This window comes from Myroides albus, from assembly GCF_009711045.1.
Taxonomy (GTDB): domain Bacteria; phylum Bacteroidota; class Bacteroidia; order Flavobacteriales; family Flavobacteriaceae; genus Flavobacterium; species Flavobacterium album_A.
In genome coordinates, this window is sequence record NZ_WMJX01000002.1 from 57,770 (window position 1) to 75,898 (window position 18,129).

The following is an 18,129-nucleotide window of genomic DNA, read 5'->3' on the forward strand; positions in this document are numbered from 1 at the left end:
CTATTAGTGATTTAATTGTTCCTCACCTTCCATATAAGGCATGTTTTGAGGAGCGTAATCTTCTGGTAATCCAGGTTTACTATAGTCATAAGGCCATCTGTAAACTACTGGTAACTCACCTGGCCAGTTTCCGTGAATATGTTCAACTGGAGTAGTCCATTCAAGTGTATTACCTCTCCATGGGTTTTGAGTTGCTTTCTTACCGTAGAAAATACTAACGAAGAAGTTCCATAAAAACACCAATTGGAAAGCTGAACCTACTAATGCAAATACCGTAATTAAAACGTTAACATCATAGAACTCATCAAACAATGGGAACGCAGTGTTAGAATAATAACGACGTGGTAAACCAGCTAAACCGATAAAGTGCATTGGGAAGAATACTCCGTAAGCACATACTGCTGTAACCCAGAAGTGAATATAACCAAGGTTTTTATTCATCATTCTACCGAACATTTTAGGGAACCAGTGGTAGATACCTGCAAACATTCCGTAAAGAGCAGAAATACCCATTACTAAGTGGAAGTGAGCAATTACGAAATAAGTATCGTGAACGTTGATATCTAATGTAGAGTCTCCTAAGATAATTCCTGTTAAACCTCCTGTAATAAATGTAGAAACGAAACCAATACAGAACAACATAGAAGGGTTCATTTGAATGTTACCACTCCAAATTGTCGTAATATAGTTAAATGCTTTTACAGCAGAAGGAATTGCAATTAATAAGGTTGTAAAAGTAAATACAGAACCTAAGAAAGGATTCATTCCCGACACGAACATATGGTGTCCCCATACAATCGTAGAAAGAAACGCAATACCTAAAATAGAAGCAATCATCGCACGGTATCCGAAGATAGGTTTACGAGCATTACAAGCAATTACTTCAGAAGTAATACCCATTGCAGGTAAAATAACGATGTAAACTTCAGGGTGTCCTAAGAACCAGAACAAGTGTTCGTATAATACAGGAGACCCACCTTGGTAATGTAATACCTCACCAGCTAAATAAATGTCTGATAAGAAGAAAGAAGTACCAAAACTTCTATCGAATAACAACAATAATGCTGCTGATAATAACACAGGGAAAGATACAATACCAATAATTGCAGTAACAAATAATGCCCATACAGTCAAAGGTAATCTTGTCATACTCATACCTTTTGTTCTTAAGTTAATTACTGTAGCTACATAATTTAAAGATCCCATTAAAGAAGAAGCAATAAAAATAGCCATAGAAACTAACCATAATGTCATCCCCATTCCAGAACCTGGAATAGCTTGTGGTAAAGCACTTAAAGGAGGATAAACTGTCCATCCTGAAGATGCTGGTCCTCCTTCTACAAATAAAGATATAACCATCAATACTGCAGAAATGAAGAATAACCAATAAGATAACATATTTAAAAATCCTGAAGCCATATCTCTAGCTCCAATCTGCAATGGAATAAGTAAGTTTGAGAATGTACCACTTAAACCTGCAGTTAAAACGAAGAATACCATAATAGTACCGTGCATTGTAACAAGCGCTAAGTATGCATCGTTTTTCATAACTCCATCAGGAGCCATTTTGTCACCTAATAACCATTTGAATAATGTAAAAGATTCTTCTGGCCATGCAATCTGCATTCTAAATAAAAGTGACATCGCAATACCAATGATTCCCATAACAATACCTGTAATCAGGTATTGTTTGGCAATCATCTTGTGATCTAAACTAAATACATATTTAGTAAAGAAGTTTCCTTTATCGTGATGATCGTGTGAGTGATCAAGATTTATTTCGTGTCCTACTGCTGACATAGTATAAATTAGTTTTAATACGTGAGTTTTACCTTACAACTGAGCAACAGCTTCAGATGCTTCTTCAACCTTCTCTTCTACTACTGGCACATTAGTCCCCTTTTCAGCGGCAACTTGCTCTTTTAAAGTAGGAAGTTCACTTAACCAAGATTCAAATTCTTCAGGAGTTTCAACTACAACTTTCATTTGCATGTTATAGTGAGATGCTCCACAGATTTTGTTACATAATAACAAATAGTCGAATGTATAAGGATCCAAAGCCTCATGACCGTTTGCAATTAATTCTTGACTTCTATCCGCTCTGATATTATTGATGTTGTTAACTTTCTTTATCATAGCATCACGCGATCTCATATCTTCTGTAGTGATAGTAGGAGTAAATGCAAACTGAGTAACCATACCTGGCACACAGTTCATTTGTGCTCTAAAGTGAGGGAAATAAGCAGAGTGTAAAACGTCTTGTGAACGGAATTTCATAACTACTTTCTTTCCTAATGGCAAGTGTAATTCTTTTGCCATTTTATCATCTGCAGCATTTGGATCTGACATATCTACTCCAACAACGTTGATACCTTCAATAAAGCGAACATTGGCTTTACCTAAAGTATTGTCTGTTCCAGAGTAACGAACATCCCAACCAAATTGCTTAGCGTAAACTTCTACGACTAAAACGTCTTCTTTTTCATCCACGAACATGATGTCGTTCCAAGCAAATAATCCGTACAAAATCAACCCTGATAAAGTAATTACTGGGATGATAGTCCATATTGCTTCTAACTTATCATTATCTGAAAAGTAAAGTGCTTTTCTTCCTTTTACACCTCTACCTTTAAATGCAAAGTAGTGAAGTAAAAATTGAGTAAAAATCTGTACGACAAAAATAAGTCCCATAGAAATCCACATCAAGAAATCCACCTTCTCTCCATGCTCTGATGCAGCATCGCTCATCAAAGGAAAACTACCATATTCTACTAAGCAAAAGATAGTAAAAACGTAAATAAATCCTAAGAAAGCGAAAGTCAAATAACCATTAACGTTATTATCCTTGTCATTTGCGATTTCTGAACTTATATCGTTAGGTTTAGATCCAACTTGCGTTAAATCGAATATCTTAGTCAATTGCCAAATAGCAATCCCTAACAATACAATTACAGCTATTATTAATAAACTTGTCATTTGTTTATTTTTAAATATTAATAATGGAAATGTTTACTTTCTTCAATTAATGGATTATTCTTAGCTAATAAAGGAGCTTTAGCAATCTCACTAAATCCAACAAGGATAAACAATCCAATGAAGAATAATAGTGATCCAATTTCTGCTGCACCAATAAACCAAGAACCTCCAACTGTACCAGGAGCTATCATTAAATAGAAGTCAATATAGTGACCAATAATAATACATACTCCTGCCATTACCACAATCCATGTTAAACGTTTGAAATCTGTATTGATTAACAATAATAATGGCAATACAAAATTCAATACTAACATACCAAAGAATGGCAAGTTAAACTCTTGTATTCTAAAGATGAAGTAAGTTACCTCCTCTGGAATATTTGAGTACCATTGTAACATAAATTGAGAGAACCAAAGATAAGTCCAGAAAATACTTAATCCAAACATAAATTTAGCTAAATCGTGGATATGGCTAGTATTAACAAAATCCATATATCCTTTACTCTTAAGGTATAAAGTTACAAAAGCGATAGTTGTAATTGCTGTTACAAAGAAACTTGCAAAAACATACCATCCAAATAAAGTACTATACCAGTGAGTATCAATAGACATAATCCAATCCCATGAAGCCATAGATTCCGTTACAATAAAGAAAGCTAAGAAACCAGCAGACGCTTTAAACATCTTTTTGTGGTAAACTAAGTCTCCTGATGCATCTAAAGCTAAAGACTGCTTACGCATATAAATGCGGTATAAGTTCCAACCTCCTAAAAAGATTATCGCTCTAATAATAAAAAATGGTGCATTTAAATAACCTTCTTTACCTTTGATAATAGCATCCGCTTCTACTACATCTTTATCAGCCCAAATAAATAAGTGATTACCACCTATTCCGTAAACCGAAAGTAACAATAGTATGAAAAAGATAATTGATCCAGGCAAAATATAAGCTGACAGTCCTTCCATCACTCTAAAAAGTACTGGCGACCATCCTGCAGATGCAGCGTAATTAATTCCATGGAAAACCAAGATACCCACAGAAACAAGCATTACGAAAATACATCCTACATATAATGCAGTCCAAGGTTTGTTTTTAAGCTGACCATAAACGTGCTCAGCATGATGATCAAAATGTGCATCAGACACAGCGTGATCAGCAGCAGATACATGGTGCTCACCATGACCGTCGTGAGCTTGCTCAATTAGATTCGCTTTTACTTCAGCAAGATCTTTTGGTGCTTTAATGAAGCCATATATAATCCCTGCTACTCCAATAAGCATTAGCACGAATGCAAAAGTCTTCAATTTTTTTGAAAATGTGTACATATCTAAACTTTCAAATAAGTTTTACAATTTATTATTCTGATTTCAATTTTAAAACGTAATCTGTAACTAACCAACGCTCTTGTTGAGATAATTGATTAGAGTGAGATCCCATAGAATTCAAACCATAAGTAATTACGTGATAAATTCCTCCTTCTGTAAGCTCACGATCTTTGTAGTTCGGAACTCCTAAGAATTTTTCCTTTTTCACCAAATTACCATTTCCATCTCCTTTTGCACCATGACAAACAGAGCAGTAAATTGTATATAATTCTTTACCTTTCTCTAAGTTCTTATCAGCCTCCGCTAAAGGAGACTTCAAATTAACTTTTGCCAAACTCAACCCTTCTGGTGTATCTGGGTAAGCTTCCGGTTCATATCCTCTTGGGATTGAACCTTCAGCAGGTAATTGTCCTTCTTTACCATTTTTGAATACCGTAGTAGGTACCTCTGAATATGTCTCATATGCTACTGATTCGTACATATTTGGCATAAACTGATAATTAGGACGCTCTTTATTAAAACAAGAAGTAGTCAATACTGATACTCCTACTAAAGCTACTATTTTATATATCGTATTCATTCTACAATTACTTTTCAATTACTTTAACTTCAACTGCTCCAGTTTTTTTGAAGAACTCAATAGCAGAATCTTCATCTCCTTTTAAAGCAACTTCCATTAAAAAGTGATCATCCGTTGTTCTTACATCTGGATTTTCAGCCTCTTTAAAAGGCCATAATTTACTTCTCATAAAGAAAGTAAGTACCATTAAGTGAGCTGAAAATAATACAGTCATCTCAAACATAATTGGAACGAAAGCTGGCATATTTTGAATAAAACTCATACTCGGTTTTCCTCCAATATCTTGTGGCCAATCAATAATCATAATGTAATACATCATAAATGTACCGAAAGCTAAACCAACTAATCCGTACAAGAAAGCACAAATAGCAATTCTCGTTGGCTTTAACCCCATTGCTTTGTCAAGACCATGCACTGGGAAAGGAGTGTATATTTCTTCGATATGATGTTCAGCTGCTTTTGTTTCTTTTACTGCATCTAACAATACATCATCATCATTGTATATTGCGTAAATTACTTTATTACTCATAGCGAATTAATGATTTAAAGATTGATGATTTTCTTTGCTGTCTCTCTCCTTTTTGTAGTACTCTCCTGAAGATTTCAAGATAGTCTTCACCTCTGCCTGTGCAATTACAGGGAAACTTCTTGAATACAACAAGAACAATACAAAGAAGAAACCAATAGTTCCAATATAAATACCTGCATCAACAAAAGTTGGCTGGAACATTGTCCAAGATGAAGGTAAATAATCTCTGTGTAATGAAGTAACGATAATTACGAAACGCTCAAACCACATCCCAACGTTTACAACTAAAGAGATAATAAACGAAGCCATAATGTTAGTTCTAATTTTCTTAAACCACATTACCTGTGGTGAAACAACGTTACAAGTCATCATTAAGAAATATGACCACCAGTAAGGTCCTGTTGCACGGTTTAAGAATGCGTATTGCTCATATTCTACTCCAGAATACCATGCTACCCATAACTCAGTGATATAAGCAACCCCTACAATAGATCCTGTGATCATTACAATAATGTTCATCAACTCTATATGTTGAATTGTAATATACGCTTCTAAGTTAGATACTTTTCTCATAATGATCAACAAGGTAGTAACCATCGCGAATCCAGAGAAAATTGCACCAGCAACGAAGTATGGAGGTAGAATAGTCGTATGCCATCCAGGAATAACTGAAGTAGCAAAGTCAAAAGATACAATCGTGTGTACAGAAAGTACAAGAGGAGTAGCTAAACCAGCTAAAACTAATGATACTTCCTCAAAACGCTGCCAGTCTTTTGCACGACCTGACCAACCAAATGATAAAATTGAATATACTCTTTTTGTAAATGGCGTTATAGCTCTATCACGTAACATTGCAAAGTCAGGTAGTAAACCAGTCCACCAGAAAACTAATGATACTGATAAATACGTAGAGATCGCAAATACGTCCCATAATAATGGCGAGTTAAAGTTAACCCATAATGATCCGAACTGGTTTGGTAAAGGTAAAACCCAGTATCCTAACCAAGGACGTCCCATGTGAATAATAGGGAAAAGACCAGCCTGAACTACAGAGAAAATTGTCATTGCCTCTGCAGAACGGTTAATTGCCATTCTCCATTTTTGTCTAAATAATAATAATACGGCTGAAATAAGGGTACCAGCGTGACCGATACCTACCCACCAAACGAAATTGGTAATATCCCAAGCCCATCCAACTGTTTTATTTAATCCCCAAGTACCAATACCTGTACCTATTGTATAAGCCATTGATCCTACTCCCCATAGAAACGCTAACAAAGCGATAGTGAATACTCTCCACCATAGTTTATTAGCTCTCCCTTCTACAGGTCTAGCCACATCCACAGTTATATCATGGTAAGTTTTCTCACCAATAACTAAAGGTTTTCTAATGGGTGCTTCGTAATGTGACGACATAATCCTTTATATGTTTCTTTAATTAATAATTCAAGTTAATTACACGTTTCTAACTTTCACGTGATACACAACATTTGGTTTCGTACCAATGTGCTCTAATAAGTGGTATGAACGATCTGATTCTACTAATTCTACAATATCAGAATCCTTATCATTGACATCTCCAAATACCATAGCTCCGCTTGAACAAGCAGCCGAACATGCAGTCTCAAATTCATTTGGACGTACTGCTCTACCTTCGTTCTTAGCTTTTAAGATTGTAGCTTGAGTCATTTGAATACACAATGAACATTTCTCCATTACCCCTCTTGAACGAACTACTACGTCTGGATTCAATACCATACGACCTAAATCGTCATTCATATTGAAATCAAACTCATTATTCTGAGAATATAAGAACCAGTTGAAACGTCTTACTTTATAAGGACAGTTGTTTGCACAATATCTTGTACCTACACAACGGTTATAAGCCATGTGGTTTTGTCCTTGACGACCATGAGATGTTGCTGCTACTGGACACACAGTCTCACATGGAGCGTGATTACAGTGTTGACACATCACAGGTTGGAATGCTACTTGTGGGTTATCTGCTGGATTTTCTAAATCATAGAAAGCACTGCGATACTCACTTAATCCTTTAGCATCTTTTTTCTTTTGAACATCTCCATCAAATGTATCTTCTGATGAATAGTATCTATCAATACGCAACCAGTGCATATCTCTACTTCTTCTAACTTCAGATTTACCTACTACTGGTACGTTATTCTCTGCGTGACATGCAATAACACAAGCCCCACATCCTGTACAAGCGTTTAAGTCAATAGATAAATTAAAATGATGTCCTACTGTACGGTCAAACGATTCCCAAATATCAATAGTACGCGCTTTCACATTTTGGTGATCGTAGCTTACCATTGGGAATACATTCCACTCTTCTGTATTTGCATTGAAAACATCAGCAGTAGTTTCTTTAATGATGTCATTTCTACTCATTAAAGTATTGTGTAACTGAACACAAGCAAATTCATGCATTCCATTACCTTTAGCTACGCTTACTGTCTGTACTTTATTAGCATTGAAATACAATTTGTATGCATTCACCCCAACTTGCATATCTTTCTTAAGAGCCTCTTTTCTTCCATATCCGAAAGCAAGACCAATAGTTCCAGGAGCTTGACCAGGTTGAATTAATGCAGGTACGTTTTCTAATGTAACACCATTTACAGTTAACGTAATATAGCTACCATCTAAACCACCATTAGCAACATGTTTATTCACGATTCCTAACGCTTCTGCATCTACACGAGCTACAGTTGCATAGTTATCCCAAGAAGCACGGCTAATTGGATCTGGGAACTCTTGTAACCAAGGGTTATTTGCTTGTTGCCCATCTCCCATACCTGTTTTAGTATAGAATACTAATTCAAAGTCACCTTCTTTCTTAGCTTTAGCAACTGCATTAGCAGCAGAAGTAAAGTCAGCGTTAGCAGATACTTTGTTTAAATCTCCGAAAGTAGCAAATCCATCGTGAACAATTTTATTCCAAGTTTTGTTTGAAATAGTAGCTTGTCCAACAGATTTTACGTAATCGTAATAAGGAGTATTATTATTTGTCCACAACAATAATGCGTCTTGGAATTGACGAGTATCGAATAAAGGACGGATAGTTGGCTGAGTAACTGAGTAGTGACCTTTTTTGATCACAACATCACCCCAAGACTCTAAGTAATGTGGAGCAGCTGCAGCAATAGTTGAAACTAATGCAGTTTCGTCTTCTTTCATAGAGAAATCTACAGACAAATCAACATTTTTCAAAGCCTCAGCAAATGCCTCTCCATTAGCTAAAGAATAAACAGGGTTAACGTTAGACATAATTAAAGTATGAACTTTACCAGCAGTCATGTCTTTTATCAACTGAGCTACTGCTGCGTCATTACCTTGTCTAACAAATTTAGTTTGCTCTGGTAAGAAAGCCTTAGATCCTAAAGCTTCATTAATAGCAAACACAAGTAGTTGTGCATTTACATCGTCGATTCCACTTACAAGAACACCATTACTTCCAGCAGCTTTCAATTGTTGAGCAGCTTTCTTAATAGCTTCATCATAAGCAGTACCGTTAGTACTTACATTAGCACCTACTACTATATTGTAAATTTTAACCAAAGCAGCCTTTAAGTCTGCAGAGTTTAAAGGAAGTCTAACGTCAGCGTTAGCTCCACTTAAAGACATATTAGATTCAAGTTGAATGTGCTTAGACATTACTTTTCTCTCATCTGTATTTCTCTTTGGAATACGTTTTTGCGCATAAGCAGAATCATACCCTCCACCTTGCCAGTCACCTAAGAAATCAGCATCTACCGAAACAATCACATCAGCTTGACTAAAGTCATAATCAGCTAACCCTCTCGTTCCATAAGCTTTCTCGTAAGCGTCTAAAGCAGAAGATGAAGATACTGCATCGTATACAACATGCTTAGCAGTTGGATAAGCCGCAACAAACTCTCCTATTAATTTATCAGTAGAAGGACTTGCCATTGTATTAGTCAACAACACAATATTCCCTCCTTTTGATTTAGCATCTTCTAAACTAGCTTTAACTTTTACATCTACATCATCCCAAGTAGTATCTTTTCCAGACACTTTAGGTTGTTTAAGACGTAAACTATCATACATCGTTAATACAGATGCATTCACACGAGCATTAGCTCCTGAATATGCACCAGCTAATTTATTGTTATCAATCTTGATTGGACGACCTTCACGAGTTTTAACTAAAACGTTCACGAAATCAAATCCATCAGCAACCGTAGTAGCATAGTAATCAGCCACACCAGGAACAATCTCATCCGGCTGTACAACGTACGGAATAGATTTTACTACAGGCCCTTCACAAGCAGCTAAAGTAGCAGCCGCAGTAGAGAAACCTACATATTTCAAAAAGTCTCGACGAGTTGTAGAAGACGAAGACAATTTGTCTTTATCACCAAGGAATTCATCTGTAGGAATCTCCTCAACAAACTCATTATCTCTTAGCGTCTCAACAATAGAACTATTTTCGTTCAGCTCTTCAACACTTTTCCAGTATTTTTTGTTTGATGCCATTGTATATATATATTAGCTTCTTTATTCTTTATTAATAATTAATAGTGACATTTACCACATTCTAATCCACCCATATCAGCAACAGTCAACTTCTCTTTGTTGTACTTACCTGCTAACTCTTTGTGAATTTTAGCGTAATACTCATTATTCTCTAACTTAACATCTGTTTTTCTATGACAATCAATACACCATCCCATAGTTAATGGAGAGTGTTGTCTCATGATTTCCATTTCTTCAACTGGACCGTGACAAGTTTGACACTCTAATCCAGCAACATTTACGTGTTGAGAGTGATTGTAATAAGCAAAGTCAGGAAGGTTGTGAATACGTACCCATTTAACTGGCTTCTCTTTTCCAGTGTATTTTTGAGCATCAGCATCCCATCCTACAGCGTCATATAATTTTTGAATCTCTCCTGTATAAAACTCTGGAGTGTATTTTCCATAGTCTTTTCCAGCTTCACCTGTAAACTCAGAAATATTCTTATGACAGTTCATACAAACATTCAATGAAGGAATACCTGAAGTCTTACTTGAACGCGCAGCTGAGTGACAGTATTTACAATCAATACCATTATCTCCTGCGTGTATTTTGTGAGAGAAGTGAATTGGCTGAACAGGTTCATACCCTTTATCAACACCAATTTGCATCATATATCCAAAAGCAAAATAAGAACCAACTAAAACCATTACAATAACTGAAACGATTACTAAAAATTGATTTTTTACAAATGCTTTCCATATAGAAGTGCGTTGTATAATTTCATGCTCAAATCCATTAGTTTCAATTACTTTCTTAAGTACCTTACGTACAGAGAAAAGCATTGTTACTAACATCAATAAAACAACAACAAGCGCTCCTAATACTACAATATTAGAAACAGCATCAGCTTTACTCGCCCCACCTTGTGATGAAGCTCCGCTATCTGTTACTACTGGAGCCGCTGCCTTTTCCTCTGAAGTATAGGCAAGAATATTATCAATGTCTTCATCTGATAACTCAGGGAAGTCATTCATAGGCACGCTATTCCACTCCTCAAATAATTTAACAGCTGTAGCGTCCCCTGATTTAATCAAAGACGAACTACTTTTAATCCATTTATGTAGCCACTCTACATCTCCGTCGTGACGTTCCACTACTCCACGAAGAGCTGGTCCAGTAGATTTTGCATCTAACTTGTGACATGCAGCACACTTAGAATTGAACAATTCCTTACCTTTTGCTGCATCCTGAGCAAATGAAATTGTCGTAAACGATAGCATTAACGCTAAACAAAAGAATAAAATCTTTGAAAACGAATTATGGTTACCCACTTTTTTCATAGTTATAAAATGATTTTCAACTAAATTTGGTCTTTTTTAACAGCCAATTAGACCGCTATCTTATACACCTTATTTACAAACTCCGACAAAAATACAATTTATGAATTACTCTAAAAACCTTTACAGCCCTTTAAACATAATTTATACGCGTTCTAAATAGAGTATATCAAACAACTTTTGCAGATTAATTGTATTTTTGTACCAAATACATTTCATTATGAGAATTTTAAGAGTTTTTTTTGCAATTGGTATTACAGTTTTAAGCATTTCTGAAATTGGTGCTCAAAACAAAAATGTTGTAGTAAACGAACCCACTAAAGTCACAGAGTTAGTGGAATACAAGAAAAAACACAACAATAACATTTCTACCAATGACAAGTTCAGATTGCAAATATTTTATGGCAAAGGTTCTGAGGCTAAACAAGCACTTGCTTCCTTTAGAAGTTTGCATCCAGAGATCGATGCTACTATCACTTATAGCACTCCTTCTTATAAAGTAATGGCAGGTAATTTTAAAACGAGAATTGAAGCTGAAAGAAATCTAAAAATTGTCAAGAAAAGTTTTCCAAACACTTTGCTTATTAGACCAGGAAGATAAAAAAAAACGAGCATTTAAAAATGCTCGTTTTTTATTTTATCATTACCCAACAAGATTGATAATCTTTCCAGGGACTATAATTACTTTTTTAGGCTCTCTACCTTGAAGTTGAGCTTGAGTACGTTCATCAGACATCACAATTTCCTTGATTTGATCTTCATTCAGATCTAATGGCAACTCAATTTTAAATCTCATCTTACCATTAAAAGAAACAGGATACTCTTTAGAACTTTCTACTAAATACTCTTGCTTAAACTCTGGAAAATCAGCTAAAGCAACTGAAGTGCTATTTCCTAACATTGACCATAACTCCTCAGCAATATGAGGTGCATAAGGAGAAATCACAATTGCCAAAGGCTCTAAAATCGCTCTATGATGACACTTCTGTTGAGATAATTCATTTACGCAAATCATAAATTGAGACACCGAAGTATTGAAAGAGAAATTCTCAATATCCTCAATAACTTTCTTTATCGTCTTGTGAAGAGATTTATACATTTCCGCTGTAGGCTCTTGATCTGTAATAACAACACCATTGTCATCCGCATACAATCTCCACAGTTTTTTCAAGAATCCAGCCACTCCAGAAATACCAGCAGTATTCCAAGGCTTCGCTTGCTCCAATGGTCCTAAAAACATCTCATACAAACGCAGAGTATCAGCTCCATATTCTTCACAAATATCATCCGGATTCACAACGTTGAAATAGGATTTAGACATTTTCTCAACCTCATGCCCAACAATATACTTACCATTGCCATTCAACACAAACTCAGCATTAGCATAATCAGGTCTCCAAGCTTTAAAAGCCTCCGTATCCAATTCGGACGAAGCATTAACTAAGCCTACGTATGCATACAACTTTTGTACTTTCTCACCTTGAATCATATCCTTAGAAACAAATGTATTTGTTCCCTCAATGCGGTAAACAAAGGCAGATGTTCCCAAAATCATACCTTGATTAATCAATTTTTGAAAAGGTTCTTCTGTAGGAGCATAATTCAAGTCTTTCAAAAACTTATTCCAAAAACGACTGTATAACAAGTGTCCCGTTGCATGTTCACTTCCTCCTATATATAAATCGACATTTTGCCAATAATCCAATGCCTCTTTTGATGCAAAAACTTCTTCATTTGTCGGATCCATATAACGCATCCAATACCAAGAAGAACCAGCCCATCCAGGCATAGTGTTTAACTCTAAAGCAAAAACAGTTTTTTCGTCAATCAAGCTATTGTCAACAATCACATTATTAACAGTATCCCAAGCCCAAACAGATGCATTCCCCAAAGGCGGTTGCCCATCTTCTGTCGGCAAATACTTCTCTACCTCAGGCAAGACAATTGGAAAATATTTGCTATCGATCATCTTCGGTAGTCCATTTACATAATAAACAGGAAATGGTTCTCCCCAATATCTTTGACGAGAAAAGACAGCATCTCTCAATCTATAATTCGTTTTTCCGTATCCCTGACCTAAAGCTTCTAAACGCTCAATTACTTTAGCAGTAGCAGCTTTATAGTCTAATCCATTTAAAAAATCTGAATTTTCTAATACGAAACCATCCTTCTCAGCAAACGCTTCTTCACTGATATCTTTATCAAAAATATTCTTAATCTCTATTCCAAAGTGTTTTGCAAATGCATAATCACGAGTGTCTCCAGCGGGAACAGCCATTACAGCACCTGTTCCATATCCTGCTAACACATAATCCCCAATCCATATTTCGATTGGTTCTTTCGTAAAAGGATGCTGAGCATAAGCCCCAGTAAACACTCCCGAAATCGTCTTAACATCCGCCATACGATCGCGTTCACTTCGCTTCGAAGTAGCTTCAATATACGCCTCAACAGCAGCTTTTTGCTCTGGGGTCGTAATTTTCAGAACCAAATCATGTTCTGGAGCTAATGTCATAAAACTAACACCAAAAATTGTATCAGGACGAGTAGTAAAAACTTCAATAGTGTGATCTGCATCTTTAACATTAAAAGTAACTGATGCACCAACAGACTTACCAATCCAATTTCTTTGACTTTCTTTTAAGCTTTCTGTCCAATCAATCTGATCAAGCCCCTCTAATAAACGCTCTGCATAAGCAGAAATACGCATACTCCACTGCTTCATTTTCTTGCGAACAACCGGATGCCCTCCTCTTTCAGAAAGACCATCTTTAATCTCGTCATTAGCCAAAACTGTACCTAAAGCTGGACACCAGTTTACTTCTGTCTCAGCAAGATAAGTCATTCTATATTTTAGCAACATTGCCTCTTGTTCTTCACTTGAAAAAGAACTCCATTCTGCTGCAGTAAAAAACGGAATATGATCATCGCAAACTGCTTTAACAGTCTTATTCCCCTCTTTCTCAAACATAGCGATTAAAGTATCTATTGACTCCGCTTTATTTGATTCACAGTTATACCACGAATTAAAAAGTTGCACAAAAATCCATTGTGTATGTTTATAAAAGTCAGGATTAGAAGTGCGAACTTCACGACTCCAGTCAAAAGAAAAACCAATGCGATCTAATTGCTCTCTATATCTTGAAATATTCTCTTCTGTAGTAATTGAAGGGTGTTGCCCTGTCTGAATAGCATATTGCTCTGCAGGTAAACCAAAACTATCATATCCCTGTGGGTGGAGGACATTAAACCCTCTTTGGCGTTTGTAACGCGCAAAAATATCAGATGCAATATATCCCAGGGGATGCCCTACGTGTAATCCAGCCCCAGAAGGGTAAGGAAACATATCTAATACGTAATACTTGGGTTTATCCGATTTATTATCGGTTTTAAATGTTTGGTTCTCTTTCCAAAATTTTTGCCATTTAGCTTCAATTTCGTTCGGATTATACTTCATACTATTCAGTTAATAAGTAAGTTTTACAATGGTGCTTAGTCCAACAATCGACATAATCAAGCACATATTAGGCAAAAATAAACTATATTTATAACAATTAGAAAACTTTAATCGTTATTATCTAATAAAAACGTTTTTGTTTGTTATTTTTACCCCCTTAAAGAAAAGATTATGACTAACCATTATGAAAAATACCAAAAGAGGAAACTTATTTCGTCTTATTTTTCAGTTATATTCAGCATTGCCCTTGTCCTATTCTTATTAGGAACACTGAGTTTGTTTGTAATAAACTCGCGAAAAATCTCTGATAATTTTAGAGAGACAATACCGATGACTGTCTTTTTCCACAAAGACGCAAATGAATATAACACCGATACCTTCAGTAAGAAACTGAGTAAAGCACCTTATGTCAAAGACTTTGTATTTGTTTCCAAAGCAGATGCAGCGAAACAACATCAGGAAGAACTTGGTGAAAACTTTATCGAATTTCTTGGTTTTAATCCATTGCAAGATTCTTTTGACCTACATCTAAAAGGAGAATATGTCATTAATGATAGTATTGCCAAAATCGAAAAAGAACTAATGCAGAGTAAGGGAGTAAAAGAAATTGCTTATGACAAACAATTGGTAGATATGGTAAATGACAATTTGGACCGCATTACCAAATGGGTACTTGTTATCACTGCAGTGCTTACCTTGATATCAATGCTGTTAATCAACAGTTCATTGCGCTTATTAATCTTTTCAAGTCGCTTTACGATTAAAACAATGCAAATGGTAGGTGCAACAAAAAGCTTCATCAGAAGACCCTTTATATTTCACAGTATCCGATTGGGAATTATCGGTAGTGTCATTGCAATCATAGCAATTACTGCTCTGACTTTCTATGCCGATTCAAAATTTCCAGATGTAGGCATTGATCCTACTAAAAACTATTTACCTTTAGTAGTAGTTTCGCTTGGTTTACTTTTACTTGGATTGATTATTACAAGTATCAGTACTTTCTTTGCAACTCAGCGTTATTTAAATTTAAAATCAGATGAACTATATTAAGCAATAATATATGAACACAAAAGATAGTCCTTCAAACAAAAAGTTTTTATTTGCGAAAAGCAATTATGTCTATATGCTAATAAGCTTAGCTATTATCGCGCTCAGTTTTATTCTAATGGCTGGAGCTACAAATGATGATCCTAATCAATTCAACGAAGCTATCTATAGTTTTCGAAGAATACACTTAGCTCCTACCGTATTTTTCGTTGGAATAGGAGTAGCGATATACTCTATTTTTAAACGCTAATAAATAAACAAATAACATAATTAATGGATTTAATACAAGCTATCCTTCTTGCAATCGTAGAAGGACTAACCGAATATTTACCAGTTTCTTCAACAGCTCACATGATATTTGTAAGCTCTTATTACGGAATACAAGAAGATGATTTTGTAAAACTATTTCAAACTGCTATCCAGTTTGGTGCCATATTAGCAGTAGTAGCCTTATATTGGAGAAAGTTCTTTGACTTTACAAAGTTAAATTTTTACAAAAAATTAGTATTGGCTGTAATTCCCGCTTTAATCTTAGGAAAGCTATTCGACGAAGCAATTGACAAAGTGTTAGGTGCTACAATATACATTGCCATCATGTTAATTGTCGGTGGAGTAGTATTGATTTTTATTGATAAATACTTCAAAAATCCAAAAACGCTAAAGGAAGAAGATATTACAGTAAAACAAGCTATAACAATCGGTTTTTGGCAATGTCTTGCGATGATGCCTGGAACCAGCCGATCAGCTGCCTCAATCATTGGTGGAATGCAACAAGGACTATCTCGTCAAGTAGCAGCTGAATTTTCATTTTTTCTTGCCGTTCCAACGATGGCTGCTGTAACAGTTTATTCTATTGTACTGAAGAAATATGAATCTGGGAAAATCGGATACGAAATCCTTTTAGAAAATCCAGACAACATGAAACTTTTTTTAATAGGTAATGTAATAGCTTTTTTTGTATCTATTATAGCTATTAAATTCTTTATTGGAATAATAAAAAAATACGGTTTCAAACCTTGGGGATACTATAGAATTATAGCGGGAGCTATATTATTATTATACTTTGGATACTTTAAATAATTATGATAAACTATTCGGCTGAGGCCTTTCAACAAGGTCAGATTCTCTTGATAGACAAACCTCTTCATTGGTCGTCATTTCAAGCAGTCAACAAAATAAAATGGCTCTTAAAAAAAGAGCTTGGACTAAAAAAGATTAAAGTAGGACACGCTGGAACTTTAGATCCATTAGCCTCTGGACTTCTAATCATCTGCACAGGTAAATCCACAAAACAAATCAGTGAGTTACAAGGACAAATCAAAGAATACACAGGTACTATCCAAGTTGGAGCGACCACACCATCCTATGATTTGGAAACAGAAATTGATCAGACTTATCCTATAGAACATATCACTGAAAATCTATTGGAAGAAGTAAGATTACAATTTATAGGTAATTTAGAGCAACGTCCTCCAATCTTCTCTGCAATCAAAAAAGACGGTAAACGATTGTATGAACACGCTCGAAAAGGAGAAGAAGTAGAAATCAATACAAGGCCTATTACAATATATGGGTGTGAGTTTACTCAGGTATCCCTACCTAACATCGATTTTAAAGTAACTTGTTCCAAGGGAACCTATATTCGATCATTAGCTTATGACATAGGATTAGCCCTAAAATCTGGAGGTCACTTAACTTCACTACGCAGAACTAAAATAGGTGACTATACAATAGAGAATGCGTTATCCTTAGAAGAATTTGAAACGAACATAAAAGCACAAGCTTCGACAGAAGAAGCCTAAAATTTAAATACCACCCATCCCTTCAGATGTGGTGGTATTTTTTTACTTGTTATCGATTAGCCAAAGACATTAAACAACAATGATTAAAAAGGCATTTATATCCACTAATGGCTAATAATAAAACCAAAATGAAAATCTCACCTATTACATTGAAATAGAATCTCAATAGTATTAATGGAAAAGAGTGAAAATTCACACTCTTTACCTATGTAGAAAGAAACATTTACAAAAAAGCTATCAGGGGCTTACAAAAACAAATGATGCTTACCTAAACCCAAAGTAGCAAGACCATGAATGAGAGAGCCATCTTCAAAACAAATAAGGTTTAATACTATAATAACCACAGTAAATGCAATTGCAAACCATGTAAGGAACATAACCATAACTTCGGACAATTGCGCTGCTTTAAATACTCTCTCATATAACCTTTTCACTACATCGTAAGTTTATATATAACTAATTGATAGATCTTTTCTACATTCAAAGCTGGTAAAGGCCATAAAAAGACAATAGCACAATAGCTAAAAGAAAGAATACCAAACATAAGCGAAAGTACTTAACTCAACTATC

At 35.3% G+C, this 18,129-nt stretch carries 14 protein-coding genes; 5 read left to right on the forward strand and 9 right to left on the reverse strand.

Going from position 1 to position 18,129, the window contains the following annotated elements:
• Nucleotides 1-3 precede the first annotated feature (3 nt).
• From GJV76_RS01585 to GJV76_RS01620, 8 genes are read right to left on the reverse strand one after another with little or no spacing between them, the layout of a single operon-like run.
• Entirely contained in the window at nucleotides 4-1,800 is a 1,797-nt protein-coding gene (locus GJV76_RS01585; RefSeq protein ID WP_155090899.1) for a cytochrome c oxidase subunit I, read from the reverse strand.
• 33 nt (nucleotides 1,801-1,833) lie between these two features.
• Complete coding sequence (locus tag GJV76_RS01590) at nucleotides 1,834-2,976, reverse strand: cytochrome c oxidase subunit II (protein ID WP_155090900.1); 1,143 nt, start codon at nucleotides 2,974-2,976, stop codon at nucleotides 1,834-1,836.
• 17 nt (nucleotides 2,977-2,993) lie between these two features.
• Nucleotides 2,994-4,304, reverse strand: coding sequence for a quinol:cytochrome C oxidoreductase (locus tag GJV76_RS01595; protein ID WP_155090901.1), 1,311 nt, complete (start codon nucleotides 4,302-4,304; stop codon nucleotides 2,994-2,996).
• 31 nt (nucleotides 4,305-4,335) lie between these two features.
• Nucleotides 4,336-4,884, reverse strand: coding sequence for a c-type cytochrome (locus GJV76_RS01600; protein WP_155090902.1), 549 nt, complete (start codon nucleotides 4,882-4,884; stop codon nucleotides 4,336-4,338).
• Nucleotides 4,885-4,891: 7 nt separating this feature from the next.
• A complete protein-coding gene (locus GJV76_RS01605) occupies nucleotides 4,892-5,413 on the reverse strand; it encodes a DUF3341 domain-containing protein (protein ID WP_155090903.1) in 522 nt (173 codons plus the stop codon).
• Nucleotides 5,414-5,419: 6 nt separating this feature from the next.
• Complete coding sequence (gene nrfD, locus GJV76_RS01610; RefSeq protein WP_155090904.1) at nucleotides 5,420-6,829, reverse strand: NrfD/PsrC family molybdoenzyme membrane anchor subunit; 1,410 nt, start codon at nucleotides 6,827-6,829, stop codon at nucleotides 5,420-5,422.
• Nucleotides 6,830-6,868: 39 nt separating this feature from the next.
• Entirely contained in the window at nucleotides 6,869-9,931 is a 3,063-nt protein-coding gene (locus tag GJV76_RS01615; RefSeq protein WP_155090905.1) for a TAT-variant-translocated molybdopterin oxidoreductase, read from the reverse strand.
• 38 nt (nucleotides 9,932-9,969) lie between these two features.
• Nucleotides 9,970-11,253, reverse strand: coding sequence for a c-type cytochrome (locus GJV76_RS01620; RefSeq protein WP_155090906.1), 1,284 nt, complete (start codon nucleotides 11,251-11,253; stop codon nucleotides 9,970-9,972).
• A 217-nt stretch (nucleotides 11,254-11,470) separates the two neighbouring features.
• On the opposite strand from GJV76_RS01620, the gene GJV76_RS01625 reads away from it, so the two are divergent.
• Nucleotides 11,471-11,851, forward strand: coding sequence for an SPOR domain-containing protein (locus GJV76_RS01625; RefSeq protein WP_155090907.1), 381 nt, complete (start codon nucleotides 11,471-11,473; stop codon nucleotides 11,849-11,851).
• 42 nt (nucleotides 11,852-11,893) lie between these two features.
• Here the strand turns inward: GJV76_RS01625 and leuS are convergent, their stop codons facing one another.
• Nucleotides 11,894-14,707 (reverse strand): leucine--tRNA ligase, encoded by a 2,814-nt coding sequence (gene leuS, locus GJV76_RS01630; protein ID WP_155090908.1) that lies wholly within the window; start codon nucleotides 14,705-14,707, stop codon nucleotides 11,894-11,896.
• Nucleotides 14,708-14,878: 171 nt separating this feature from the next.
• Here leuS and GJV76_RS01635 point away from each other — a divergent pair, with 171 nt between their 5' ends.
• The 4 genes from GJV76_RS01635 to truB are packed head-to-tail and all read left to right on the forward strand — an operon-like array spanning nucleotide 14,879 to nucleotide 17,559.
• Complete coding sequence (locus tag GJV76_RS01635) at nucleotides 14,879-15,760, forward strand: cell division protein FtsX (protein ID WP_155090909.1); 882 nt, start codon at nucleotides 14,879-14,881, stop codon at nucleotides 15,758-15,760.
• A gap of 10 nt (nucleotides 15,761-15,770) precedes the next feature.
• Nucleotides 15,771-16,007 carry a DUF3098 domain-containing protein gene (locus GJV76_RS01640; RefSeq protein WP_155090910.1) on the forward strand — a complete coding sequence of 79 codons (237 nt, stop codon included), beginning with the start codon at nucleotides 15,771-15,773 and terminating at the stop codon, nucleotides 16,005-16,007.
• 23 nt (nucleotides 16,008-16,030) lie between these two features.
• Nucleotides 16,031-16,837, forward strand: a complete 807-nt coding sequence (locus GJV76_RS01645) for an undecaprenyl-diphosphate phosphatase (protein ID WP_155090911.1) — start codon at nucleotides 16,031-16,033, stop codon at nucleotides 16,835-16,837.
• A 2-nt stretch (nucleotides 16,838-16,839) separates the two neighbouring features.
• Entirely contained in the window at nucleotides 16,840-17,559 is a 720-nt protein-coding gene (gene truB / locus GJV76_RS01650) for a tRNA pseudouridine(55) synthase TruB (protein WP_155090912.1), read from the forward strand.
• Nucleotides 17,560-18,129 lie beyond the last annotated feature (570 nt).